The sequence below is a fragment of the Janthinobacterium sp. CG_23.4 genome, from assembly GCF_029892305.1.
Classification (GTDB): Bacteria; Pseudomonadota; Gammaproteobacteria; order Burkholderiales; family Burkholderiaceae_D; genus Janthinobacterium; species Janthinobacterium lividum_D.
This window is the reverse complement of the sequence record NZ_JARXUX010000002.1, coordinates 1-24,453: the sequence shown is the minus strand read 5'-3', so window position 1 is coordinate 24,453 and position 24,453 is coordinate 1. Positions and strand designations below refer to the sequence as shown.

The following is a 24,453-nucleotide window of genomic DNA, read 5'->3' as shown; positions in this document are numbered from 1 at the left end:
TTATGAAGCCGGGGCACTTTGCAGCCTACAAGCCGCTTTTTGGCCCTTCAACTTGGGTGAATGGCCGCAAGGGGATCACTACCGACTTGAACGGTGTCTATTTTGTCGATGTCATCGACTCTAACGCTGCTGATGGCACCGTCAAAGTGCGAACAAGGCCGCACGAGGGTAAAACCGAGTTGGGTAGTGCGCGTGAATTTTGGGTGGAAGCTGAAAGCTTGTACCCACTGGCCAAGGGTGCGGGCGACTTACACGCCTGCTATTTTTTACCGGAAAGTGAGCTGTATGCCTTTGTGCCGAACAAAGGGATCAACAAAGCGGAACTTGACCATGCCGCCAACACTTACAGCACACACACCAATCCGAAGACGTTCAAGTTTTTCAAGGCATACAAGTCATTCTTGGAATCGCGCTCGACCTTCAAGACCCGCATGAAGAGTGCTCCATTCTTTGCGATCTACAACGTGGGCGATTACAGCTTTGCGCCGTACAAAGTCATTTGGGCTGAAATGACGGGTGACTTCGCTGCTGCGGTTGTTGGAACAGGTACTGTTCCTGGCTACGGCAAGCGCATCTATGTTGCCGACCACAAGCTGTATTTTGCTGACTTTACCGAGCCGGAACCAGCTTATTTCTTATGTGGACTACTGCATTCGGAGATTGTCAAAGAGATGATCGAGGCGCACAACGTCTCGACCAATATGGGGGACATTTTCAAACATGTCAGTTTGCCCCGCTTTGATGCCAAGGATACGGATCACATCAAACTCGCCGAACTGGTGAAGCAAGCCCACGGCCAGCATGATGGAGCCATCCGGGCAAAAACGGTGGTCAAGGTACGGCTTGCGGCTGCAAAGCTTATTGAGCGAGAGATCAAACGGCGTAAAAAATAAGAGAGGCACTTGGAGCAACAGGTGCAAGTGCGGACAGCCAGCAAGGCTGTCTATTTGAATAAATAAAGGAGCTTGATGATGCCAAACCCGTTTCAGAACCGCCTTCCTAATATTGGCGGAAATCGTCATATCCGTGCCCCGCAACGGGAAGCTTTTCAAGCTCTTACGGACTATGCGAGCAACCCGGAAGAGACAGAGCGTGAGGTCGGAATCGTACTGCCGGTCGGTTGTGGAAAATCGGGTTGCATCACTTTGACCCCTTTTGCTTTTCGTTCCAATCGTACTTTGGTCGTTGCACCTGGTCTTTCTATCGCCGATCAACTTGCCGCCGACTTCAATCCCTCTAACGCAAGCATGTTCTACCAGAAATGCCAAGTGCTCACTGGTGGCCCTTATCCCGAACCCGTAGAAATTCGGGGTACTACAACGAACCGATCTGACTTGGAAGAGGCGAATGTTGTCATCACGAATATTCAACAGCTCCAAGGTGATGCAAATCATTGGCTACAAACGCTTCCCGCAGACTTCTTTGATCTGATCTTATTTGATGAAGGGCACCACAGCGTGGCCGATAGCTGGGAAGCGCTGAAAGCGCGATTCCCAGCAGCGCGAATCGTTAATTTCAGTGCGACACCATTGCGAGCGGATGGTCAGATCATGGCAGGAAGAGTGCTCTACTCCTACCCGATTTTTCGTGCAATACAAGAGGGATACGTTAAGCGCTTAAAGGCGGTGCAGCTCAATCCGCGTACTCTGCGCTATGTACGGCGGGCAGATGCTCAGGAAATCGAGGTTAGCCTCGACGAAGTGCGTCGCTTGGGAGAAGAGGAAGCTGATTTTCGACGCAGCATCGTCACATCAGCCGCGACGCTTAATACTATCGTTGACGCTTCGATCCGTGAACTAGATCGATTGCGTACCGAGACTGGCGAAAATCGCCTGAAAATTATTGCGTCGGCCCTCAATTTTGAACACTGCCGACAAGTTGTTGAGGCGTACAGTGCGCGTGGCCGTCGTGCTGGTTATGTGCATTCTCGGGAAGACGGGGCTGCAAATCGGCGAGTCATGGAGCAACTGGATAATCACCAGCTCGATGTCATTGTGCAGGTGCGTAAATTAGGAGAGGGGTTCGATCACCCATTCCTATCGGTAGCCGCAGTTTTCAGCATTTTCAGCAACCTCTCGCCCTTTGTGCAGTTCGTCGGACGAATCATGCGAGTGATTCAGCAGAACGCACCGGGTCATGTCCTCAATCAAGGTGTTGTGGTGTTCCATGCTGGAGCCAATATTGCCCGTCAATGGACTGACTTTCAGGCTTACAGCGAAGCTGACCAAGACTACTTTGATCAGCTATTGCCACTAGAAGGATTCGATCCTTCCGACCCTACTGGAGAACGTGAAGTCGCTCCGGTGCCGCATTTCGGTGATGAAATTGAGGTAAGAGCGCAATCCGAAGTTCAGCTTGAAGAAATTCATCTTCTGGAAGAAGACGAAGCGGCAGCGATACGCTTGCTGCAAGAGCGAGGCATTATTTCTGGCGACTTCGACCCGACCCGACAAGCATTGCAGCCAGTACCCACTACGAGGGTAGCTCAGCGTCAGGCAATGCGTGGAGGCTTGGATATGCGCGTGCGTACTGAAGCTGCGCGAATCCTGCATGAGCGAGGTTTAAATCCCGCTGGCCGCGAGCTTGACCGCCAGCATTTAGGCCGAGACAACCTTATTGTGTTGAAGGCAGCGATTGACCGCCAGGTGAACACTGCTGCTGGGAGAACCAACGGCCAGCGTCATGAATTCTCGCGGGCAGAGTTAGATCAAATTGATGCTGGTTTTACAGAAATTGTGAATGCTGCCGTGCGCGTGGTGTTCAATGGCAACTAAATCTCTTGTCCAACAAGTTGGAGTCGATACTGCCGGCAAGGCTCATAATTGCCAAGCTAATTCTAGGCATCGGATCGAAAGAGGCGACATTCGGCTCAAAGTGCGAAATGGCCGGAGCTGGGATCATTATTGTCGTGCCTGTGCCGAGGCCATTATTACTAGGGATATTCATAAGCTCACTGAGCTTATGAAATTGGAGTTGCCACCTGCTCCAATTTCATAAGCAAGGCATGTTTCTTTATTTGTGGCTTTCTGCTTTTACTGTTTCCCGCTTAAACGCCTCGTAAGTATCCAGCAGCGCTTGATATTGTCGGTGGGTATCGGTGCCGGGTGGCGCAAAATTGGGTAGTGGTTTTGCATCGCCATGCGGCCACGTAGATAAATCCGGATCGTCGTCCTCAGCTAGTCTGGTGGGGCGGCCACGCGGTTTTTTTGGCCTCTCGTGCCCTGCCGCTTCCAGCGCTGCGGTTAATGTGTCAATGGCCTGCCATAGCACGCTAGGATCGACTTGTTCGGCGGCATCCTCACGCAATGCAGCGCTGGCAGCATTGATCGTGGCCGGAACAGCCTCAAGAGCAATGGCAAGCTGTTCGCGCCGGTAGTCGGCATCGTGCTTGATCTTCCATTCTTTCCACTGATCCTGTTCCTCTGGTGTCAGTACCTCTTTGGCTTCTGGTGATAGTTCGTCAGACCAGCGGTCGATTGTGAGAACAACTTTCTCAAGGGTGCGACCAGACGTGCTCCGCTCTTCCGTTTTTCGGAGGCATTGGACGGTGTTGCCTTTCAAGCGGATGCCGCCAAGACTCTTGTTTATGTATTCAGCGACCTTGTAGCGCACAGGTTTTATTCTCTTATTTGCGTATAGTCATAACTATACGGCCTTGACGATGGCAAGGATAGACCTTGTTTTCTGTAATTGCGTCAATGTGCTTTTACTTAATCCCGCCATAATAGGTCATGGCTTCCCTCCTAAACGTGCCGCCAGCGATGCCAGCACGCGAGAATCTGACAGGCCCGTGTCACCGTTTGTATGCACCAGTTTGTCCCGGTCGTCAGCGCTCCAGCCTTCCGGCTGGTCGTCCACGGCAACCCAATTGACCAGCCCAGCACGATCCGCAAACCGCTTTATTTGTTGGTATCTGTTGGCCGTGTCCCACCACGTTTGTGACAAAGAAAAGCCGTCCGCCTGATGCTTCATGGAGCTGTGCCAGGTCGCACCAATGACACGGGCGCGAAGACCATCCGGCAACCAGCGGCAGGCACGGGAGAATGACAGCTCACGCGCCCAGCTCGTACTCAACACAATTTGCACCGCCGGGAAGTCAGCCAGTAAATCAGTCAAAAGCGGTGCCCACATGAAAAGTTCACCCGCTGCTTTAAGCGTGGGACGGCCCTTGACCAGATAAGCAGAGTCCGGGTGCAAAACCCCGTCGAAATCGAGAAATAGGATCATCGTTGACCGCCTTCTGCTTGGTCTGGTGGGTCGAACTGTTCCCGGTCGAACTCAACCCCGGCCAGCACCAGTTTTTCACCGCGCACGACTTCAACCCCACCGCCTGCGCGAAGTCGCAGCGTGCCGTCTGGCTCTCTGGTCACATAAACGCCGTCCGGGTCGGCCTCGATCTCGATGGGCAGAACGCGGTCAAACTCGGTAGTGTTTTCATCAAATTTCCAGACGATCATGGCCCCGCCTTTTTTGCAGTTGTAATGAAATACTGTTTTCTGTGAATGTGTAAATCAGTTAATGCTGCGGGCCACGTCATTGCGCAGCGCACGTTCCCGCGCTGCATCGGTCTTCAACCTGATCCCCTTCATCTTTTGCGCGGTGTAGGCGGCAAGCAGGGCTTCCACCTTTTCTTTCTTCCGGTACGTGGCTTCGGCAAGATAGTTGCCAACACCGATAGCCCGGTTGTAATCAACCCACAGCGCCCGACTTGACACCTTCGTAATGTTGGTGTTCCAGTTGGCATCACTGAACCGCCGCGTTGCCTCTGTCAACATCATTTCGGATGTGGACATCGTGTCGTACCCGCCAATCGGCGCGGTTGGCAAAGCACCGTAGCCGTCGCTATCCTTCAGCATGGCCACAACCGTAGTGCCAGCAGCGTTTGCAATCGCAACATCCGAATTGGCCGCTGCCACTTGGGACGATTCAAATTTCACATTGGGCGGTGTGCCGCCCGCTGGCACCGAGCCAAACAAAATCGCGTACTGCTCTTTCGTGTCCTTACCCAGCACTGGGTACTGAGCAGGGTTGCCGTCTTGAATCGCATACGTTTTGCAGAAATACGGGGACGGGTCTGTTTTCCAGCCAATGCCTTGTTGCTGGTTGAATGCAGATGGCAATTGCCCCGGATTGAACGGGCCGCGCCCAGCGTTTTCTGGAAACGCCTTGGCGCGGGCATCGTCTTTTTGTGCAGTGCCATAGACAAAGTGCAAGTGTTTGAGCATCTTGCCCACCGACTCGCTTCCTCTGTTGGTGTTGCCTGATAGGCCCAGTTGCTGGCCTGCTTTGACGGTCATTCCGGCCGCGAGGCCGGTGGCAATGCCGCTCAAGTGGTAATAAGCCACGATGTCGCCATTCGTGCGCTTAATCATGATTGTGTTGCCTGCACTACCGTGTGCACCGGCTAAAGTAATTGTTCCGGCATCCGAGGCAAACACGGGCTGGTTTGCATTGGATGTCGAAAAATCCAAGCCATCGTGCATGTGCGGCTGTTGATTGCTTGACCCGTGATTGGCTGCACCGCCGTTACGGAATTTTCCGAACCGACCGGAAACAGTTTCCTTTGCCGTTGGGGAAACCATGCACGTATCGGCCATTGCTGCACCGGCGACGGTTGCCAGTGCAGCCAGCAGGAGGGCGTTTTTCACGGTTAATCCTGCCATTTTCCGGCGACGGTGCAGGTCAGTTCGACGCTTTCCGGCCCACGAGGTTGAGCTGCACCAAGACTGCCGATCTTGGTATTTCGCCCGTCTATTTTTGGATTGATCCGAGCGGCAGTTCGCACCTCTGCAAGTGATTTACTCATTATTATTGACGTGTAGCTGTGCCCCATTTCCGCATCCCGATCTATGTAAATGACCACGACCTCCACCGGTAGGCCGAAAACGGTGAATGCTTCTGGCGGGAACATTTCCCACTGGTCTCGTTCATTTTTTTTCAGCAAAGGGCGCAGCGCAGCTATTTTTGGTGTGATCTTCGTTTTGCACTCCAAGGCTGCTTGAAGTGATGGCGCGGCAGCTCGCCACACTGCCAAGTCGATGGCAGGTGGGGTGTCGAGCAGCGGCACGGGCATTTGAGCGAATGCGGTGGCACTGGTGATTGCCAGCGCGGCTAAATGTAGTTTTTTCATGCTTGGGCGTGCCTGTTTTTGTTGTTGGTTTTTTGTTCGATTTCAGCGGCCATGACCTGAGCCAGAAGACAGTACCGAGCAACCAACTCGCGCACGGCCCACTGGTGTTCTCGTTGCACCGACTGAGAGGGTGCTGTGGTGCGTTTAGGCTTTTTCATACGGGTTCCTCACGATGAAACGGAAAATCAGCCACATCACCGGGCCGATGAAAAGCGCTGGCACCACGACCGCCAAGGCAATGTCTGGCACCAGATCGACCAGCGTTGCGCCGGTGAATTGCACATAGTTCGCCAACATGGAGCCAAGGAAGGCGGTCACGCAGGCCAGAACGGTTGCTGTTTTCCAGCCCATCACGAACCACAATGCCCGCCCGTTTTTTTCGACCAGCTCGCGTGCTCGTATGAGGATTTCAGCGTCAGTCATCATTAGCGCACCCACCTTTCATTTTTAAAAAAGTGCCAGAAGAGGCTTTGAGGTAAAAAGATGTTGCCCGTTTCGACTTGCCAAGCGCGGTAGCTTTTCGTGACGCCTAAGACACAGGCCGAAAATCCAAACGACAGCGCAGAGGCGCAAGCGCCAAGCGGCGTACCAGCAGCGATCAAGTAAATCAGCCATGCAGTCAAAACCGACGCGCAGACGAACCAAAACCGGCTTTCGATGCTGTGCCCACGGATCAGCTTGTAGCGCTCAGGATCATCCAAAAACGATAGTCTTTGGCGAGTGCGAGCTGCTGACCAGTCCAACGCAATTTTTCGGACTTCATTCACATCGGCTGGTGCAAGGATCGTGAAATCACAATCTTTGTTGCGGCACACCCACGGGTACAGTGCTTCGCTGTTTTGAGTGGCTTCGGCGTGCCGGTGCAATACGCCAGCATTGCACTCTGGACACGGAGGGTAAGACAACGAGCGCCAAAGGTCAGCAATATGCTGATTGCCCATCTTGAGCTGGTTGATGCCAAGGATGGAAGATGGCATCGAAACGAACGTAAATTGGGCCGCGCGTTTTGCGCCTGAAAAAAAGCTCATGCGCGTGCCCTCCGGCGTTTTTTGGTTTGGGCGGCGCTTGCCAGCACAGCGTCCGCAACTGCAAGCAGTACGGCCAACACGGCGGCGGGGACAGTTGATTCAAAAATCATGGGTGGCTTCCTCCAGTAAGTGCAGGCCCGTCGCCAGAAGAATTTCTGGCAAAGCTTGCGGTTTAAAAACGATAATTTGTCCATCCGAGAGCTGTTCGCCCAGTGGGTAATGCACCAGGTCGTTTTGTGAACGCCCAAACTCCATAACGATGGCCCGCCCGATGGTCTCAAGGGCATCAGTGCTAACCGGGCCAGACTCTTCTTCCGAGAGTTCAATGACCAACGGCGGAATGACAATCAGGCCCAGTTCAACGTGGGGAAAGAGGTCAGGCATGTGAAGTGGTGCAGTTGCTTTCCTGCACGCCCGATGGACTGACCGAATTGTTTTGGCGATGGTTACAGCAGGGACAGTCGAATCCGTTGTGCGCTGGAGTACCCACGCGGCAGCGGCTTGGTAATTTGGATTCATGGAGTCGGAGCGCTGTCACGTTTTTGAAGTTTTGCCTGCGCGATAGCTGCTTCAACCCAACTCTGCATTTGCATGGCGGTCTCAGGCGATTTGAGACGCATAACTGGGTCAGCGTGTGGAATGCCACGCAGGTGGCCGCTCTGGCGCCAAGAATCGACTTTTGACAGGTAGTCCATCACAACAGCATGGCGCTGGCCTGCCGGGCCTTTTTCTAGTGTGTCCAGTGCAGCCGCTGTCACGGCGAGCAACGCGTTAAAACCCCATGCCAAGTCATTTTTCTCTTGAGTGAGTGCTGTAATTTTCTGGTTTGCCAGCGCAATTGCTTCATCCCAGCCTTGTGCATATCCTTGCTCCCGGCCTTGGCGACGGCCCATAATTGCGCCGTTTGCCATGCCCTGTGCTTCGGCCAAAAATGGATCTTCTTTGTTCATGATTCGCTCCTTGTCATTGGGGTGCCGTCTTGCTCCAAGACTGCTGATGCAGCTGGCGATTCAGGTGGCATGGTGTCGCTGGAACCAGATACATCACTGCCTGCATTCACAGGACTTTCACCTCTCAATTCAGACTTGAATGCAGCAATACGTGAATCTGCGCCTTCGCTGTATGCAGCCTTACCTTCGCTCACAGCCGTTTTTCCAGCCTGAGAGAAGTCGGATGCCGAAGCGGCACCCGCCGAGACAAGTCCCGCCCCAGCCACAGCAGCACCACCCACCAAGCCCGCCTTGACGCGCTGACCAAATGAAGCACCGCTTGAACCTGCCTCTTGGTATGAGCTGGCTCCCTCACGGCCACCAGATAGAACAGCACCGCCGATCCGCCCAGCAGAGCGAGCCGCCGATGCCACGCCGCCAGTTACGGCGCGTCCAATAGCAACACCAGCGGCTTCGCCTACTCTGTGCCCGGTGGAGCGTGTATCGGTTTTTGGCGCAGTGTCAGGAGCAGCAGGCGATACGCCCTGTCCGCCTGCATTAAGTAGTGCAGCTTGACCGCCGCCGCCATTGCGCGGACTGGTGGACGGAGGGGGATTCCCGCCACCAGCGCCGCCAAGTAGCTGACCACCGCCACCGCCGATGCGAGGGCCACCGGGAGCGCCGCCTTTTGATGTGCCGTCAGGAATGGAACCACGAGCAGCAGCTCCAGCCATCCCGCCACGCATTTGACCTACCGCATTAGTTTCACCGAGATCACCGATACCAGCGCCGATCCATTTGAGGACATGATCCGGCAGGATTTGGGGAAGACCAAAGGTCATGTACAGCACTGGCAGCAGGGTCAAGCCAAAGACCATGAACCACCATGCAAACGTCAAGAAAGATGCAATCGTGCCAACCGTTCCAGTCGATGTCACAACCGCCCCACGCATGGAAAAGAATCCCTTGGCGACAAAGTCAATGATCGGGTCAGAGACCAAAATCGCAGCAAACAAGCCAACCACTGCCAGCGCAGGTCTAGCAAACAGCGAAAGCAACAACAGGTAGCCTTGGGTTTGTGAGCCGATGAAGGTGCGATCTGGTGTCATGTGCATGACTGCCCACAGCGGAGCTGCTATCAAGGATTGCACGACCGCCAGCACCCAGCCAACAACTACGACCATAAAAATGGTGTAAGGCAAGCTTGGTAGAAAAACACCAAAATAGAAGGCCAATGGCTCAATGTACGCGGCCATCATGGCAAGCTGCTTGACCGGGACTTCGATCACCCAGTCCCAGATGGGTGTCACGATCTTGTCCAGGTCAAGGCCCGTGCCCACGCCTTTGACCGAAGACAACGCACCGGCCACGACGCGAAGTGCTGTGGCGGATGTCTTAATAGCCACGTCCGCTGCCCCAATACCTGCACGAGCCACGGTCAGATAGTCGCCAACGCACTTCATTCGGTTCAACGAACCGCCCATCGTGCCAGCAGTGCCGCACAGTGGTGTGACACCCGTCCCGCCCGCCCCGGTCACAATTTGAACCATCGATTCCATCAATCCATTCACGTAGAGGCTGATTTTTGAGTCCACGTTGTTTTGGATGCTGCCGATGTTCACATCACTTTTTGCATCGGCTGGCATTACATTGGTCAGGTCGTTCAGTCCATTTGTTGAAGGCTTGAAATTCGCTTTTTCCTCTGCTTTCTTGTTAATCGCAGAGGTCACTGTTGTGACGCTGGTCGTTAATTCGCTGGCGGCTGCATCCGATGGAAGTGATGAAAAAGATGGTTGTCCAACGGAGCCGACTGATTCGGCCAACGTGGATGAAATCCTGCCACGCACCTCACCTACTCGCTGAAACCAGCCACCGGCCATTGCCCAGCCCTCAGCCGTCAAAGAGTTGGCGAAGCTGTTGAAACCTGTTTTTATGCCCGTTTCGCCGGTGGACATTTGAGCCATCAAGGCGGTTGCCACTGACTGCTCAGCCGTGTTAACGATTTCGTTAAAACGGGTTGAATCAACAGCAGTCCAGCCTGCGTCACCCATGCGGTTCGGCCATGTGTTAACCCATCCATCAAGGTCCACCATCAACGCGGCGGCGGCTGTGACTTTTGCCGTTTGAGTGGAGGTGCGCAGTTGCTCCAACGCTGCTTCAATTCCCGTTCCATCATTGGATGCCTGAGCTGCGTAAGTGGCGATCTTGACCGTGCCGCAAAGAGGCGCGCCACCCGCCAGATTCGTGACGGTGTTTCGATCTTTGATTTCAAACAGGTATTCAGTACGGCCCGATTTGGTCATGGTCTTGTCGGGAGTACCGCCCGACATCACCTGTGGGCCGGTGCCGTCAGGGGCGCGATAGAGGGTGTTTGCAGCCTTCGCGCAGTAAGACGCTGCCAGATATTGCTTCGCAAAATCGCGCAAGCCGTAAAACTGGCCCGGATCATTGACACCCTGCACCACACCGTTCGGTGACAGGATGCCGATTGCCATCCCTGCTTTAAAGGTTCCATTGGCAAACCCAACCCCCCAAAGCGAAAACAAAAGCACAACGAGCTGGATGAAGGAATAGCCGCTTGCTGTTGGCAGCAGGACAGCGCCGCCAGCAACGATCCGAACGGGAGTCCAGAGCGACGACCAACTTTTACCCATCGCCTCGCCGTCATTGGCCGTGTTTGCGATGCCCATAAGGGCGACATACGACACGATCAGTGAGCCGATTACAAGGATTCCACTGTTGAAGAACGACATCATCGTGGCGATTACGTTGGCCGATGCCGCGACGGTATTGGGGTCTGTTCCTTGCACGAGCGCGTCGATAACTGGCCCAAAAATGTCATGGAGCATCGACACCGACCGGTCGGTGCAGGCAGCACCGGCGCTCGTATCGCAAGGAGAAAAAGGCATTTGGGCCATCGACGCTTCCTGATCTATTTGGTCTTGATGTCCAAATAATAAGCGCGTTTGCGTATCGCCGCAACAGTGCCGCACTTTTATTTTCAGTTAGTTTTTTGTCGTTGCGCCGTTCTGATTTTTTGATAAAAACAAGTAACGACGCTCTTTAAACCGCTGCTTTTGACAAGATCGTGTCAGGTTGAGCTATGAAATTAAATATTGATTTAATTGGCTTCCTTGTCGTGCCTTTGTGGGGTATGATTACCACAAATACAGAAACACGCTTTACCGCATACGCGCAAAAGCGACTAACCGCAAAGGTGTAAAAAATGATTTTCGGAGTGCTTAATCAGAAAGGCGGCGTGGGTAAAACTACGTTGTCCGTAAATTTGGCCGCAGCGCTGGCCCGCAAGGGTGCGCGTGTGCTGCTGATCGACGCTGACCCGCAGGGCAGTGCGTTGGACTGGGCCGCAGCCCGTGAGGGGGAGCCGCTGTTTTCAGTGGTGGGCCTGCCCCGTGCCACGGTGCATAAAGAAATCGGCACCATCGGCCACGGTTACGACCACATCATCATCGATGGGCCTCCGCGTGTCACCGACCTTGCCCGAAGCGCGATCATGGCTTCGGACGTGGTTGTAATCCCCGTCCAGCCGTCACCCTATGACGTGTGGGCCGCAGAGGAAGTGGTGAGGCTGATTGATGAAGCGCGTGTTTACAAAGAAAACCTGAAAAGCTGCTTTGTGGTTAATCGCAAAATCGCAAATACAGCAATCGGGCGCGATGTGCGTGAAGCCTTGTCAGCCTATCCGGTGCATGTACTGAATGCCAGCGTCACCCAGCGAGTGGTGTTTGCCGAGGCCGCAGCGCAGGGCAAAGCTGTTTATGAAATTGAGTCTGACGGTAGCGCCGCCAAGGAAATGGATGCCGTCCTGATCGAACTGATGGAGTACGCAAAATGAGCACAAAAAAAGTGGTGATGGGAACCAAGCCGAGCAACAAGCCGGTTGTTGCCCCATCGTCCGACCAGTGGGTCGAAAACCGAGACGAGGCCGCTGACAAAGAGGCGACCAAGCGTTTGACGCTGGACATCCCGGAGTCATTGCACCGGAGAATCAAAATGGACTGCGCATCAAGAGGCACGAAGATCGTTCAGGAAGTTACTGCGCTCCTGGACGCGCACTACGCCAAGCAGTGACCGAATGCAGGGGATACCTTCGCTACAGGAATGTATGAAAAAACACACCGACCAGCCAGAGTTCGACCCGGAAAAACTCAAGGGTATGCCTGATCTTTTTGACGACATGGCCGAAATGGATGAGTCTCAGGCCGAGGCCAACACGGACAAGCTGATTCGGCACTTGCAGGCGTGGCACCGCGAGCTGTCAGAACAGATTTTGGAGTGCAACCGGGGACTAGCCCGCCTTGCCGTCACGAATAAGGACGAGGAAAAGGCCGCGCTGCGTGCTCGCGTGGCAGAGCTTCAAGCCAAACGAACCGAGATCGAGGCCGACTTAGAAGGCGAATCCAAGGTCGCCTTGAAAGAGCAGCAGCGCCGAAACGCCAAGCAGAAGGCAACAGTGGGGAGCGTTGCACCGTCACCGGAAAAGGGGCTGATCCGTCAGCGCCACCCGAACCGCGATTTTTTCCTCGCCGACATGTTCGACTACGCAATGAAAGACGATGGCGCGAGCATGGAAGCACCGATCTTCACTCTTTCGACTAAGCCCGATCTTTCTATCTGGACGTGGACGAGCAAGGACGGGAACAAGTCGATTAAGGTTGCGCCTTCGGTGCTTGGCCGAGCAACCCAGCATGACAAAGACGTGCTGATCTATGTCGTCAGTCAGCTCACCGAAGCGCTGAACAGAGGTCGGGACGACGCGAAGAATCGTACTGTCCGCTTCACCGTGCATGATTTCCTCGTTACGACCAACAGGCAAACAAGCGGTGAGGGGTACAAGCTGCTGCAAGAGGCTTTCGAGCGGCTGGCCGGGACGCGTATCACCACCGATATCAAGACTGGTGGCCAGCGTGTCAAGGAAGGCTTCGGCATCATTGATCGCTGGAAGATCATCGACAAGTCGCCTACCGACGAACGCATGGTCGCGGTTGAAGTCACTATTTCAGAGTGGCTCTACAACGCTGTTTCAGCGTTCGAGGTGCTGACAATCCACCCGGACTATTTCAGGCTGCGCAAGCCGCTTGCACGGCGGCTTTACGAGATAGCTCGCAAGCACTGCGGCCACCAGACAGAGTGGATGATTGGTCTGGAGCTTCTGCAAGAGAAGGCAGGCAGCAAATCCACACTCAAAGAGTTTCGCCGCGCCATCCGTGTCATCGAGGCTGACGACAGCTTGCCAGAGTACCGGATGATGCTCACCCACGACGACAAGGTGAAGTTCTATGTGCGCGATGGTGCGCGTCTCATTCGTGGCATCACAAAGCGCGTCGGTGGGCAGTGAATCACGTCATTTCACCCACCGTCGAAGAGGGAGCGAGACGCGGCACGTCATTTCACCCACCCGTGGTGCCAACCTGTGGATTGGCACGTCATTTCACCCACCTTTTCTGTGGATTGGCACGTCATTTCACCCACCGGGCATTCGTCATTTCACCCACCGGGCATGTTTGCAAGTCATTGTTCTATAAATGTTTTTTTGAGTTTTCCACAGCCGTAACGCGCGCGCGCATTCTTTAACATTTATATTCTTTAACGCAAACGAGCGCCGTCACGCTGTGCATAAGTCCTAAAATATCAAACGCCGTAGCGCCCTGCGGGCGTGGCACCCCCTCCCGACAGAGTGGTGCGCTTCGCGCACAAAATTTCAAACCGGCCACTAGGCCGGAATGTGCTCGGCCAACGTGGTTGATGCATCAAGATGAACACAAACCCCGGCGCTACGCGCCAACACCATCAATAGGCCCCCACAGGGGGCTAAACAAAGCCCCCAAAAACAAAGACGGCACTGCGTGTCCGTCAGGGCTTCGCCCGCGACACAAGGTCGCTCCCAACAGCCTGTTTGGCAATAAAAAGACAGGGCAGCCGTTACGCTTCGCTACATGTCGAAAGCGACATAAACAACCATCCCGCAATAGGTGAACCGAATCATCTATCGTGATTTCACGCACCTAAAACCAACACCGTGGGCGCTGCCCACACCCGCGTTCGCCACGTGGCAGGGGTGCAGGTAGCCCTTCGGGTCGCTTCGCTCTTCCTGCACCCCTGCCGTGAGCGTGGGTCGTTCCGAAAGCATCAAGGGTCGCTTCGCTCAAATCCTCACCCGTTCGTTTTTTGGCATGAAACTGCCAAAAAGCCGCTGCGGCTTCCGGTTTGTCCCTTGACCCCTTCTCCACTTAAAACCAAGACAGGAAAGCGCAGGATGGCCCGTCAGCGCGTTTTTCCTACTCGGTTGATGGAATGCTATGTCCGGGCTATTAAAAGCGGCTCTATGGGCTTCCTGTCCATTTCTAAGACGACCCCAATTAGCGATCAGGACACTCCGCGCCGTGCCGACGCTGCGGCGGCCCGTGGATAACGCTGCGCGTTACCCACCGCCCTCTGCGGCTACTGGTCATTAAAAATGACTTTTGAGAGTCAAAACCCGGCTGGCTCACAGCCCAGCCGCGAGCACTGTTTTTATCCAGGAGGAAAGCAGCTTGCCCAGACTCCCCACAGCCCTCGCGCTGTGGGCACGCGGTTTCACACACCGAGCAACGTGACCGAACCGATACATCACAAAAAAATGTTTTCATATCGTATCTTTATTGTGTATAATACCGTATCAATACGAAATACACCAATACGATACACTAGGGGTACACATCATGGCACGAGACGGCATCACATTTGAACAAGTGGCAGCAGCAGCGGACGCGTTGATGGGCGAGGGGCAGCAGCCGACCATCAAAGCAGTCCGGGAGAAGTTGGGCACAGGAAGCCCCAACACGGTTCACAAGCACCTGACCGCTTGGCGAGCCAGCCGCCCGCAAGCCGTGACAGCGGCCCCGGCGCTGCCTGCCAGCTTGGCCGCTGCACTGGCCAGCGAGATCGAGCGCGCAGCAGCTCAGGCACGCGCAGAGATAGAGACGCGCCTAGTGCACACGCAGGCAGAGGCAGCAGACTTGGCAGCAGCAGGTGAAACGATGGAAGCTGAGCGGGACGCACTGGCCGAGCAGGTGGCAGCTCTCACCAGCGACCGCGACATGCTGGCAGGCAAAGCCGCCCAGCAAGCAGCAGACTTGACCGAGCAAGCGCAGCGCATCGAGCGCGAGCAACAGGCCGCCGAGGCGGCCCGTGTGGAGCTGGCAAAGTCGCAGCTCAAGGCCGAGTCTCAGGCTGATACCGTCAAGACCCAAGCTGCCGAAATCGAACGACTACGCGCCACGTTGGACACCGAGAGCAAAGCCCGCGTGAGCGCCGAGCAGCAGGCCGCCGTGCTGGCCGCAAAACTTGAAGCAATGACCGACCGCACCACCAAGGCCGAGGCCCGCGCCGAACTGATCGAGAAACAAGCCCAACAGTCCGCGCAGGAGCTGAGCAGTGCACGCGTTCAGGTGCAGGCCCAGCAGGGCGCACTTGATGCCGCAGCTCGTGAAATCGACACAACCAAGACCGCCGCCACGGAGGCACGCACCGCCGCCCAGAAGTCCGGGGAAGAGGCCGCAGAGTTACGAGGCAGGCTGGCCGGGAAGCTGGAGGCCGTCACTGCGAGTGCAGCGATTAAAACTGAGTCAATCGGCAAGAAAGATTGATCGATAAAAAGAACCGGGGGAGTTCAATATGAACAGAGATGAAACGGCAAACCAGTGTCGTGAATTGGCTTTTGAAATCCGTGGAATCGCCGATACTTTGTCACAGGTTTTGTGCTGGATTGCTTCCGGTGAGCGTGCCGAGGTGGTGGCCGGTGTTCTTGAGTTCCATCCCCACATGCTTTTGACTTTAGCCGATAAAGTTGAATGGTTGGCGAAATTTCAGGATTCTGATGCCGCCGATGAGATAACACAAGCTGCTATCAACCGTGCCAGATTGGCTTGACGGTTTTCAAGTAGCCCTAGTCATTATCAATGACGAGTAGCCGCAGAGGGCTGTGTGTCAACTCGAAGAGTTGTCCACAGACCGTCGCAGCCGGAACGGCGAAGTAACCTACTCACAATCCAGTTGTTGGCGCGAATTTATGGTTCACTCGCAATGAGTGCAATTTTTATGTTTAATAGTTCCCAAAATGCCGGATGCATAGCTCGGTCACCACGCTCCCATTGTTGGAAGGCGCGGCGTGAGGTGTGTAGAGTACCGGCACACCAGTCTTGGGCCGCTGTGATACCCAGACATAGTGCTTCCTGTACGTCTTCGCGGGCAGATTTGACAATTTCAGGGGTAGGAGAAGCTAGCACTAATCACCATAAGAATGAGGTACAAATGAAATCCAAGCACACGATTCTTTCAATAAAGATAGTAAACGTGTATTCAAATCTTCGATTTTTGTACCACGAGCCAGCTCCCATTCCTTCCACTTATTCAATGAACTTGTACAAGCTGAAGTGCCCACGTCTGGGTCGTAATCAATGTATAACCCACTAACGTGACAAATTTCAATGCAGTCCATTTTCCAGTCCGCCTTGAATGGTACGGACACAAGGAAATCAGTTCCATGTTTTGCCTCAAAATCTTGTTTTAATTGTGCGCAGTAAGCTCGGGCTTCACTTCTTGTTAAGACAACTTTATTGGCATTCAATTTTTGCTGAATTTCGTTTTTTTGTTTTAACAATTTAGTTACATCAGCCTCTGCCTTTTCAGCCTGTGAAAGTAGCGCATCTGCAACCGAATCTGCAAGCAAAATTACATCTAAGGATGCGCCTGAGTTCAGTGCCGCTTCTGCCGTTTTAAATGCAGTGGAAACCTTAGCAAGGGCAGCATCCCTTTTTTCTTGAGCTTTACAAAGAAGCTCATAAAGAGCATGGTATTGCGTACTCAATAGGGTGGCTTGTTCATCATTCATTTATCACTCCTTGTTGATTTATATTATACGCGCAATGCGCGTAAAAACAAGAATTTGTATAAAAATAAACAACCTATTCCGTCGTCGGTGGTGCTGGTAATGCGCCTTCATCCTGCGGCTTTTGTGTTGCGCTTGTTTTCTTGATGCTTCCACCTTTTGCGCGCTGTAAGTAGCTGCGAAGTGTCGGCGCTGCAACTGCAAGTTCGTTGCTTTTCAGTACATCGGCGATTTGCTCAAGCGTGTACCCTCGTTGCTGCATTCCTTTGATCTCCTTGGCAAGTAGCTTGATGGCCTCCTGATTGCTGGCCTGTCGTTGCTTGTTCTCAACAGGAGGCATTGCGCGAAGTCTTTCCGCAATCTTTTCGATCTTCTCAATTGTCAGTGCCATGTTTCGGTTTCCTCTGAAAACAAATATATAGACGTTGACATCATATCTTACGTTGTGCTTGCGATCAATCTATAAATGGTCTCATAATATGCACAAGCTGAGCCGGTAGCAAAGTAACAGGACGGCCATTGTCTGACACATGAACCGCTGCGCGGCTCACATGTCAACCAATGGACGCCAACCCATTCGGCGCTTCGCTTCTCACAGGTTGGCTCGTTCCTGCCCCTCATGCCGGGGAGGCTGTCAGTCCGTGCTACCAATTAGTTTTCAATTTTTGGGGAACATTTCGCAATGCCATTTGAAATCATCGGTGATGAACCTCTGTCCGCAAAGATAGCAGTTCGACTGACTCCAATAGAAAAAGACAAGCTACGCCAAGATGCTGACCTTGCAGCATTGTCGGTGTCAGAATTGGTACGCCGTCGCTACTTTGGCCGTCCAATAATCGCAGAGGCTGACATGCTCGTAATTCGTGAGTTGACACGCATCGCGGCGCAGCAGCGGCAACTTGGAGCACTGATAAAAAAAATCAACAGAGAAAGTCGCGAGGTGTACTCAGATCAGGTATCAGACACGATAGCGGAAATGGCAAAGGTTGTCCGGTTACTGGCCGCAGCAATTGAGAAGGTGGCAGGATGATAGGCAAAAAGATTCCGGTCGATCCAAAGAAGGCGGCAGGGAGAAGCAAAGCAAATAATATTGGTGACTTGACCGATTACATCGTTGATCCAAAAAGCACAGGCAGTGATGAAAAAGTGCTTTATGCTGGTGCGCGTGGCTTCATAACGGACACACATCGCGGCAGACAAGCGGAGATGATTGCGTTGGCAATGGAAGCAGTGCGAAGCGCCGCACCAGTCACGCACTGGGTGTTGAGCTGGCGGGAAGGAGAAATTCCGACATCTGCGCAAGTTGAGGAAGCAGTTTCTATTTTTCTCAACGAACAAGGTCTCAGTGAGCATCAAGCAATTTATGCACTGCATCAGGACACAGACAACATTCATTTGCACATAGCAGTGAATCGAGTCCATCCTGACGAACTGAAAATGGTTAAAGCAAATGGTGGTTTTGATCGTGAAGCTACCAGCCGTGCGGTAGCACGTATTGAGCATGTGCAGGGATGGAAGTCTGAGAAAAAAGCCCGCTACATGGTGTTGCCAAATGGGATGCTTGCCCAGACAAATCCGATAGGTGATGCAATGCCTGATCCCGGCTGGTCAGCGGTTCAAGCACTTCAAAAAAAGCATGTTGAAGAACGGAAGAAGCTCTATGTCAATCAGGTTGGAACGGCCATTGAAGAGCAGAAGGCAGAACGAAAAACGGTTCGTGAGCGGCAAAAAATGGAGCATGTGGCAATGCGCGGCCTGTTGCCACCATCGAGGGCTAACGACGATGCTGCACCAAGTATCAGCACAAAGGCAAGGGACGGAGAGAATCGCACCGGGGAAAAAAGCGCAGAGCGTACTGCCGTTGATGTTGCTGGCCCTATTCTGAGAGCGGCTACGAGCTGGGGGCAGTTGCATCGCAATCTAGCCGCTTTTGGTTGTCGGTTTGAGAAAAAAGGAAGCGGCGCGGTGGTATTCATTGGCGACGTTCCTGTGAAAGCCGCCAAGGTGTGCCGGAAATCATCAATGGGGAAACTCGAAAAGCGCCTTGGAGCCTATGAACCTGCCCCCGTTGGACTTGAGCTGGCACAGAGACAGCCAGAGCCAGTGAAGGCGGACACGCCGCGCTGGGATGAATACCAAGGTGCGAAGCGTCAGCATGAAGACGAGCGGAAGCGGGAGCAGGCTGCAATAAAGCAGCGTCACGAGGCGGAATGGCGAGATGTGCGAGACAGGCATCGCGCACGCAGGGAAGAGCTTTTGACGGGCGACTGGCGCGGCAAAGGCGCTGCAAAAAATGCTATTTCAAGCGTCGCCAAAGCCGAACAGGCGAGAAATGAAGCCGAGCTGAAAGAACGGCATCGCCGAGAGAAAGAGACACTGAAAAAGCGACTTCCCCGCTTTCCCAAAATAGAGGACTGGTATCTCACACAGGAGCGGCCTGATCTGGTCGAGCAGTGGCGTTACCGGAATAACACCGAGTCGATGCTATTTGGCGCTGGTGACGAATCTCCCCTGCCCCGTGCCCGCGACATTCGGTCGTTCACGGCCCAGATATTAGGCGGTCACGTCCTGTATCAGCGTGCTGACGCTGCTGCACCGGCTTTTGTTGACTTTGGCAAGCGGATCGACATCACGAGCTGGCTTGACAGGGATGCCACGTTGGCCGCTTTGCAGCTTGCTGCGAAAAAATGGGGCACGATCACCGTTAGCGGCTGTCCTGAATATCAGCAGATGATTGTGGAGCTGGCGGCAGAACACGGTTTCAAGATCAACAATCCAGAGTTGCAAGAATCCATTGCCGCCGAGCGGCAGCAGCGCCGTCCGAAGGTGGACTGGAGCCAGTTTCGCACTTCGGCGGCATCGTCTGGCCGTCCAGTGCGTGCGCCAGAGGTGCAGTCAGAGGCAAAACACGACTGGTCACGGTTTAAAACGCTGGCTGGTGGCGGCACCAGTCAACCCGTGGCCGTGGTTGCCATTGATCGTGAGGTTATCTCGCTCCAGGTCGAATTCCAACGGCGGGTCGATGCCCTGCCCTCTGCCGAGGGACATCTTGTCGGCCCAGCGTACACGATTGCAGCGCACTCGCTGGACGCAATCAGGGCGACAGGTGGTGACGCTGGCAAGGTCGATTGGCCCGCTGTGGAACGGGCCTCTGCGCTTGAGAGCTTGTCCTATGGTCAGTCCCCGCAAGACGTAATCGACGCTCTGTTGCAGCATTCTCCCGGTGCCGCCAGCGCTAAGCGTCAGGCAGAGTTGCGGGTCATGGTCGAGGAGCTGGTGGTGACGCCCTCCCCTGCGGTCGAGGACAAGCCCACTCACATCCAGACGGAAGACCACGAACGTGATCGTGACGACGATGCGGGGCCGGGATGGTGACAGCCCGTTTTTCCTTCTGGCATTGGGTTGTTAGCGTTTCATCATGCCCAACGGCTAACCTCTTTATCGTGAAATCGTTATTATGTAAAAGCGCAAAAACAGAAATACAGAAAAAAGGTAAGGCGTAATTGTGGCTTTTAGTGTGGCAACACTGTGGCATTAATGTGTGAAAAGGGTGGCGAATATGGTGGCTGGACTGTGGAAAGACGGTGTGAAGAGTATGGAAACAACATGTCAAAAGGTTGGTAACAAGGTGGCTGGATTGTGGAAACTGTGTGGCAACACGGTGTTGCTTTCGGCTTTGGCCTGTCCTGCGATGGGTTTTGCCGCTGACATCGAAGGCAAAATCGTGGGTGTTACGGACGGCGACACGCTGACAGTGCTTCGCGACCTGGAGCAGATCAAAGTGAGGCTGGCCGAGATCGACACGCCGGAAAAAGCGCAGCCGTACGGCCAGCGAGCCAAGCAATCGCTATCCGATATGTGTTTCGGCAAGTCAGCACGGATCGAGGACAAAGGGCACGACCGTTATGGTCGCACCATTGGGCGGGTCTGGTGCGCTGGAGTTGATGCCAATGCCGAACAGGTGCAGCGGGGCATGGCGTGGGTTTATGACAAATATGTTCACGACCGGAGCCTGTATGCATTGCAGAACGAGGCCCGAGCTGCCAGACGCGGCCTGTGGGCCGATGCCGATCCGGTGCAGCCTTGGGAGTGGCGAAAGTCCAAAAAGAGTAGGGGTAACTGAGGTGGGAATCGACAAACTCAACAGTCTTCAATTTTTGTTCTTGAAACCGAACTACTTTCAAGAATTCGGCGACCGGGACGGCGTGTATGTGGATCGAGTGCCCTTTGAGCTGAGATCGCGGCTTTTGCGTTGGACGTGGCCGACGACCGACCGCGACCATTATTTTTTCAATCACGAAGGGCGCGATGTCATAACGCGTGAGGGCTGGGAGGAGTTTATTAAATGGGTTTGCCTCGCAATGGATCGACTGTTGGGATCGGAGTCTTAGCCTAATAGTGTCCAACAAACGGTCGTTTTCTGGACACGTGCGGAAAGACAATATTTAAGGACTTCTGGCAGTCCTTAAATGTTAATATTGCCGTCAATTTTTCATAGTCTCGCAACAGTACATGAATCAACGTATCGGGTATGCCCGCGTTTCGACAGATGACCAGAACCTAGACCTGCAACGGGATGCCCTTGCACGGGTTGGGTGTTTGACCGTTTATGAGGAAACTGCCAGTGGAAAGACGGCAGGGCGTCCAGAGCTTGAGCAGTGCCGTAAGGCACTTCGGGCCGGAGACACCCTCGTTGTTTGGCGGCTTGATCGGCTTGGCCGAAGCTTGCCCGACCTTGTTCAGATCGTGGCCGATTTGGAAAAAGCGGGGATTGGTTTCGAGAGCATGACAGAAAAGATTGAGACGGGCAGTGCAGCCGGAAAGCTGGTGTTCCATGTGTTTGCTGCACTGGCCGAGTTTGAGCGCAATCTGATTCGGGAGCGCACGTATGCGGGACTTGTCGCAGCTCGCGCACGGGGGCGGGCCGGTGGCCGAAAGCCCAAGCTTGATGAAAAACAGGTGCGTGAAATCAATACGCTGATGCGTGACCCTGCCATTGCGGTCAGCACCATCGCGGATAGATACAAAGTTTCACGAACAACAATTTATAAGGTGGCACCAGTCAGGCGTAACGCGCCAACTAGTGACGCATAAGCAACGAGAAAGAGAAGAATGGACGACAACACCAAGAAGGGCTACGACCTCATTAACCGCCGCAAAAAGCAGTGGTCGAACGAGGAAGAAGTACGCCACGCATGGATGAAGGGGCTGGAAGAGGCTTTGCAGATCGACCTTGACGCAGAGCGGGCCAAGCGCGACTCCAGTTATAACAATGTCGTTATTGAGTTCAAAGCACCTGCCTTTTTCAAAGGTAGTGCCAAAAGTGCCAAGTTTGTAGAGGCGACCGAAGGTCGTTTGTTGAAGTACATCCAGCGACTGGCGACTGAGCAAGGAATCGACGAAAAGGATTACATTGGGGTGGCCATCGACGGCGACCATGTGGCTTTCGCACAGGTACAAGACGGGAAGATAATTCACCAGCCGTTAATGCCGTTTTCGACCATTTCTTTTCAGATGGTGGTGGATGCGCTTAGGGCGAGTTTCCGCCGTGCGATTACCGCCGAGAATTTGGCTGAAGACTTCGGTCACGCATCGCAGACTGGGTGCGAGTTCATGCAGCAGTTGTCCGACGCCCTCGCGGATGCCCTCAGCGCTACTGGCAATCGCAAAATCAAGATGCTTTTTGAAGAGTGGGCCACCCTGTACGGGCAGGCCGCTGACTTGAGTATCCAGCAGCGCAAGAAGATCAATGGTTCGTTGGGCTTTGATTTCTCAGGCCCAGCGAATATCGACCTGCCAGCCAAACTGTTTGTTACCCACACTTTCCATTCGCTGTTGATGAAGCTGATTGCAGCGGAGATCGTGGCCGCGCACGGCATGGCATCGAGCACTTCGCTGATTCACGAGCTGCTGGCCATCGAGAAGGATGAAGCCCTGATTGATGCGTTGCGTGCCGATGTGGAGGACGGCGGATTTTTCAACGCCGTGGGTCTGCATGGCTTTGTCGAAGAGGCGATTTTCAGTTGGTATCTGGACGCAACCACTAAAAAATCAATTCGCACGACCTTGTGTCAGGCCATCCGCATACTGTTGGCGCAACTCTCTGTCTATCGTTTCGACACGATCAAGAAGACAGGCCGCTCGCGTGATGTACTGCGCGACTTCTATCAAGACCTCGTGCCCGAAGAGCTACGCAAGAGCCTTGGGGAGTTCTATACGCCCGACTGGTTGGTGGAGCATTCCGTGGCAAAACTGGGTTACGACGATAAAAAGTGGTTGGAAGCCAGACTGCTTGATCCAACATGTGGGTCAGGATCGTTTCTACTGGAAGCCATTGAGCAGAAGCGCCGTGCTGCGTTGGCTGCTGGCTGGGATGCTGCACGCACGGTGGAAATGCTGACAAGCACGGTTTGGGGGTTCGACCTTAACCCGCTGGCGGTGCAGTCGTCTCGCGTCAATTTCTTGATTTCGATTGCTGATCTCTTAAAACAGTGTAAGGGCAAGGATATTGAGATCCCGGTTTTGCTTGCCGACGCCGTTTACTCTCCCGCCCCGCACCCGGACGGCGATCAGAAGGTGATTGAATACAGCATCGGCAGTGAGCAGGCCAATTTGCAAGTTGTGCTACCCGCCGAACTGGCGCGTGACCGTGTTTTGCTGGATCAAGTGTTTCAGCTCATGGGCACAGAGGTCGAAAACGACACCGAATATTCTGCTGTTGCAAAACACATGGTGCGTGCGGCCATCTTGACTACTGAACAGGAAGCCGAGTGGCGCGACAACCTTAAAGCAACTTATGACCAAGTGTTGGCACTACACCGAAAAAACTGGAACGGCATTTGGTTCAGGATCGTGCGTAATTTCTTTTGGTCCGCGACGGCAGGACAGTTTGATGCGATTGTGGGCAATCCGCCGTGGGTGCGCTGGTCAAATCTGCCAGAGGCGTATCGGAACCGGGCGAAGCCTACCTGCGAGAAGTACGCGATCTTCTCTGACACCAAGTTTCACGGCGGCAATGAGCTGGACATTTCAGCCATCATCACCTACACGACCGCTGATAAGTGGCTGGTCGAAGGTGGACGCCTGATTTTTGTGATTACCCAGACGGTTTTCCAGTCACCATCTTCGCAAGGTTTCCGTCGCTTCCGCATCAACACTACAGATCGACTTGTGCCACTGTCGGTTGATGACATGAAGGAGTTGAAGCCCTTTCCTGACGCTGCCAATAAGACCGCAGTTGTCATGTTCACAAAGAACGTGGGCGGCGTTACTACCTATCCGCTGGATTACCGGGTGTGGCTTGGCAAGTCAAAAACCGACAATGCTGGCAATCCAAAAATGGGGCGCGGTGGCAAGCCGCAGCGCCTGAAATCCATTGACCCACGCCTGTCTTGTTCTGATGTGCTTGATCTGGTGGATGTGATCCAGATGGAGGCTAATCCTGTATCGGACACGATGGAGGGTGCGCCGTGGGCA

The 24,453-nt window shown here is 54.0% G+C and carries 25 protein-coding genes; 12 read left to right on the top strand and 13 right to left on the bottom strand.

Annotation, left to right across the window (positions count from 1 at the left end):
- On the top strand, positions 1 to 893 hold an 893-nt coding region (locus tag H4V96_RS22445; RefSeq protein WP_280721233.1), incomplete at its 5' end, for a hypothetical protein.
- A 75-nt stretch (positions 894 to 968) separates the two neighbouring features.
- Positions 969 to 2,774 carry a DEAD/DEAH box helicase family protein gene (locus tag H4V96_RS22440; RefSeq protein ID WP_280721232.1) on the top strand — a complete coding sequence of 602 codons (1,806 nt, stop codon included), beginning with the start codon at positions 969 to 971 and terminating at the stop codon, positions 2,772 to 2,774.
- A 238-nt stretch (positions 2,775 to 3,012) separates the two neighbouring features.
- Here H4V96_RS22440 and H4V96_RS22435 read toward each other — a convergent pair whose 3' ends face one another.
- The 11 genes from H4V96_RS22435 to H4V96_RS22385 form a co-directional block, all read right to left on the bottom strand.
- Complete coding sequence (locus tag H4V96_RS22435; RefSeq protein WP_280721231.1) at positions 3,013 to 3,612, bottom strand: hypothetical protein; 600 nt, start codon at positions 3,610 to 3,612, stop codon at positions 3,013 to 3,015.
- A 117-nt stretch (positions 3,613 to 3,729) separates the two neighbouring features.
- Complete coding sequence (locus tag H4V96_RS22430) at positions 3,730 to 4,227, bottom strand: HAD domain-containing protein (RefSeq protein ID WP_280721230.1); 498 nt, start codon at positions 4,225 to 4,227, stop codon at positions 3,730 to 3,732.
- Positions 4,224 to 4,457: a hypothetical protein gene (locus tag H4V96_RS22425; protein ID WP_280721229.1), complete on the bottom strand. Its 234-nt coding sequence runs from the start codon at positions 4,455 to 4,457 to the stop codon at positions 4,224 to 4,226. The genes H4V96_RS22430 and H4V96_RS22425 overlap by 4 nt, the downstream gene beginning before the upstream one ends.
- A gap of 54 nt (positions 4,458 to 4,511) precedes the next feature.
- Entirely contained in the window at positions 4,512 to 5,648 is a 1,137-nt protein-coding gene (locus H4V96_RS22420) for a M23 family metallopeptidase (protein ID WP_280721228.1), read from the bottom strand.
- A gap of 2 nt (positions 5,649 to 5,650) precedes the next feature.
- Positions 5,651 to 6,130 carry a hypothetical protein gene (locus H4V96_RS22415; protein ID WP_280721227.1) on the bottom strand — a complete coding sequence of 160 codons (480 nt, stop codon included), beginning with the start codon at positions 6,128 to 6,130 and terminating at the stop codon, positions 5,651 to 5,653.
- Positions 6,127 to 6,288 carry a hypothetical protein gene (locus tag H4V96_RS22410; RefSeq protein WP_280721226.1) on the bottom strand — a complete coding sequence of 54 codons (162 nt, stop codon included), beginning with the start codon at positions 6,286 to 6,288 and terminating at the stop codon, positions 6,127 to 6,129. Before H4V96_RS22410 ends, H4V96_RS22415 begins: the two co-directional genes overlap by 4 nt.
- Positions 6,275 to 6,556 (bottom strand): hypothetical protein, encoded by a 282-nt coding sequence (locus tag H4V96_RS22405; protein ID WP_280721225.1) that lies wholly within the window; start codon positions 6,554 to 6,556, stop codon positions 6,275 to 6,277. Before H4V96_RS22405 ends, H4V96_RS22410 begins: the two co-directional genes overlap by 14 nt.
- Positions 6,556 to 7,158, bottom strand: coding sequence for a hypothetical protein (locus H4V96_RS22400; protein WP_280721224.1), 603 nt, complete (start codon positions 7,156 to 7,158; stop codon positions 6,556 to 6,558). The genes H4V96_RS22405 and H4V96_RS22400 overlap by 1 nt, the downstream gene beginning before the upstream one ends.
- Positions 7,159 to 7,257: 99 nt before the next feature.
- Positions 7,258 to 7,542, bottom strand: coding sequence for a hypothetical protein (locus tag H4V96_RS22395; RefSeq protein WP_280721223.1), 285 nt, complete (start codon positions 7,540 to 7,542; stop codon positions 7,258 to 7,260).
- 131 nt (positions 7,543 to 7,673) lie between these two features.
- Positions 7,674 to 8,108: a hypothetical protein gene (locus H4V96_RS22390; protein WP_280721222.1), complete on the bottom strand. Its 435-nt coding sequence runs from the start codon at positions 8,106 to 8,108 to the stop codon at positions 7,674 to 7,676.
- Positions 8,105 to 11,005 (bottom strand): DotA/TraY family protein, encoded by a 2,901-nt coding sequence (locus H4V96_RS22385; RefSeq protein WP_280721221.1) that lies wholly within the window; start codon positions 11,003 to 11,005, stop codon positions 8,105 to 8,107. The genes H4V96_RS22390 and H4V96_RS22385 overlap by 4 nt, the downstream gene beginning before the upstream one ends.
- A 308-nt stretch (positions 11,006 to 11,313) precedes the next feature.
- Here H4V96_RS22385 and parA point away from each other — a divergent pair, with 308 nt between their 5' ends.
- The 5 genes from parA (at position 11,314) to H4V96_RS22360 (ending at position 16,019) form a co-directional block, all read left to right on the top strand.
- Entirely contained in the window at positions 11,314 to 11,943 is a 630-nt protein-coding gene (gene parA, locus H4V96_RS22380) for a ParA family partition ATPase (protein ID WP_280721220.1), read from the top strand.
- A complete protein-coding gene (locus tag H4V96_RS22375; RefSeq protein ID WP_280721219.1) occupies positions 11,940 to 12,179 on the top strand; it encodes a hypothetical protein in 240 nt (79 codons plus the stop codon). The genes parA and H4V96_RS22375 overlap by 4 nt, the downstream gene beginning before the upstream one ends.
- A 34-nt stretch (positions 12,180 to 12,213) precedes the next feature.
- On the top strand, positions 12,214 to 13,446 hold the full coding sequence (locus H4V96_RS22370) for a replication initiator protein A (RefSeq protein WP_280721218.1): 1,233 nt from the start codon (positions 12,214 to 12,216) through the stop codon (positions 13,444 to 13,446).
- A gap of 1,363 nt (positions 13,447 to 14,809) precedes the next feature.
- Positions 14,810 to 15,736, top strand: a complete 927-nt coding sequence (locus H4V96_RS22365; protein WP_280721217.1) for a DNA-binding protein — start codon at positions 14,810 to 14,812, stop codon at positions 15,734 to 15,736.
- A gap of 28 nt (positions 15,737 to 15,764) precedes the next feature.
- A complete protein-coding gene (locus tag H4V96_RS22360) occupies positions 15,765 to 16,019 on the top strand; it encodes a hypothetical protein (protein WP_280721216.1) in 255 nt (84 codons plus the stop codon).
- Between the two features lie 355 nt (positions 16,020 to 16,374).
- On the opposite strand, the gene H4V96_RS22355 is transcribed toward H4V96_RS22360, so the two are convergent.
- The gene (locus tag H4V96_RS22355) at positions 16,375 to 16,980 is read right to left on the bottom strand and encodes a hypothetical protein (RefSeq protein WP_280721215.1); all 606 of its coding nucleotides are present in this window, start codon (positions 16,978 to 16,980) and stop codon (positions 16,375 to 16,377) included.
- Between the two features lie 73 nt (positions 16,981 to 17,053).
- Positions 17,054 to 17,368 (bottom strand): protein mobC, encoded by a 315-nt coding sequence (locus H4V96_RS22350; RefSeq protein ID WP_280721214.1) that lies wholly within the window; start codon positions 17,366 to 17,368, stop codon positions 17,054 to 17,056.
- Between the two features lie 291 nt (positions 17,369 to 17,659).
- Between H4V96_RS22350 and H4V96_RS22345 the strand changes: the two genes are divergently transcribed.
- The 5 genes from H4V96_RS22345 to H4V96_RS22325 all read left to right on the top strand — a co-directional run.
- Complete coding sequence (locus H4V96_RS22345) at positions 17,660 to 18,007, top strand: MobB mobilization protein (RefSeq protein ID WP_280721213.1); 348 nt, start codon at positions 17,660 to 17,662, stop codon at positions 18,005 to 18,007.
- Positions 18,004 to 20,352 (top strand): TraI/MobA(P) family conjugative relaxase, encoded by a 2,349-nt coding sequence (traI, locus tag H4V96_RS22340; protein WP_280721212.1) that lies wholly within the window; start codon positions 18,004 to 18,006, stop codon positions 20,350 to 20,352. Before H4V96_RS22345 ends, traI begins: the two co-directional genes overlap by 4 nt.
- A 220-nt stretch (positions 20,353 to 20,572) precedes the next feature.
- Positions 20,573 to 21,100, top strand: coding sequence for a thermonuclease family protein (locus H4V96_RS22335; protein WP_280721234.1), 528 nt, complete (start codon positions 20,573 to 20,575; stop codon positions 21,098 to 21,100).
- A 389-nt stretch (positions 21,101 to 21,489) separates the two neighbouring features.
- Complete coding sequence (locus H4V96_RS22330; RefSeq protein WP_280721211.1) at positions 21,490 to 22,071, top strand: recombinase family protein; 582 nt, start codon at positions 21,490 to 21,492, stop codon at positions 22,069 to 22,071.
- Between the two features lie 18 nt (positions 22,072 to 22,089).
- Positions 22,090 to 24,453 (top strand): N-6 DNA methylase (locus tag H4V96_RS22325; protein WP_280721210.1); only part of this gene is annotated, 2,364 nt, incomplete at its 3' end.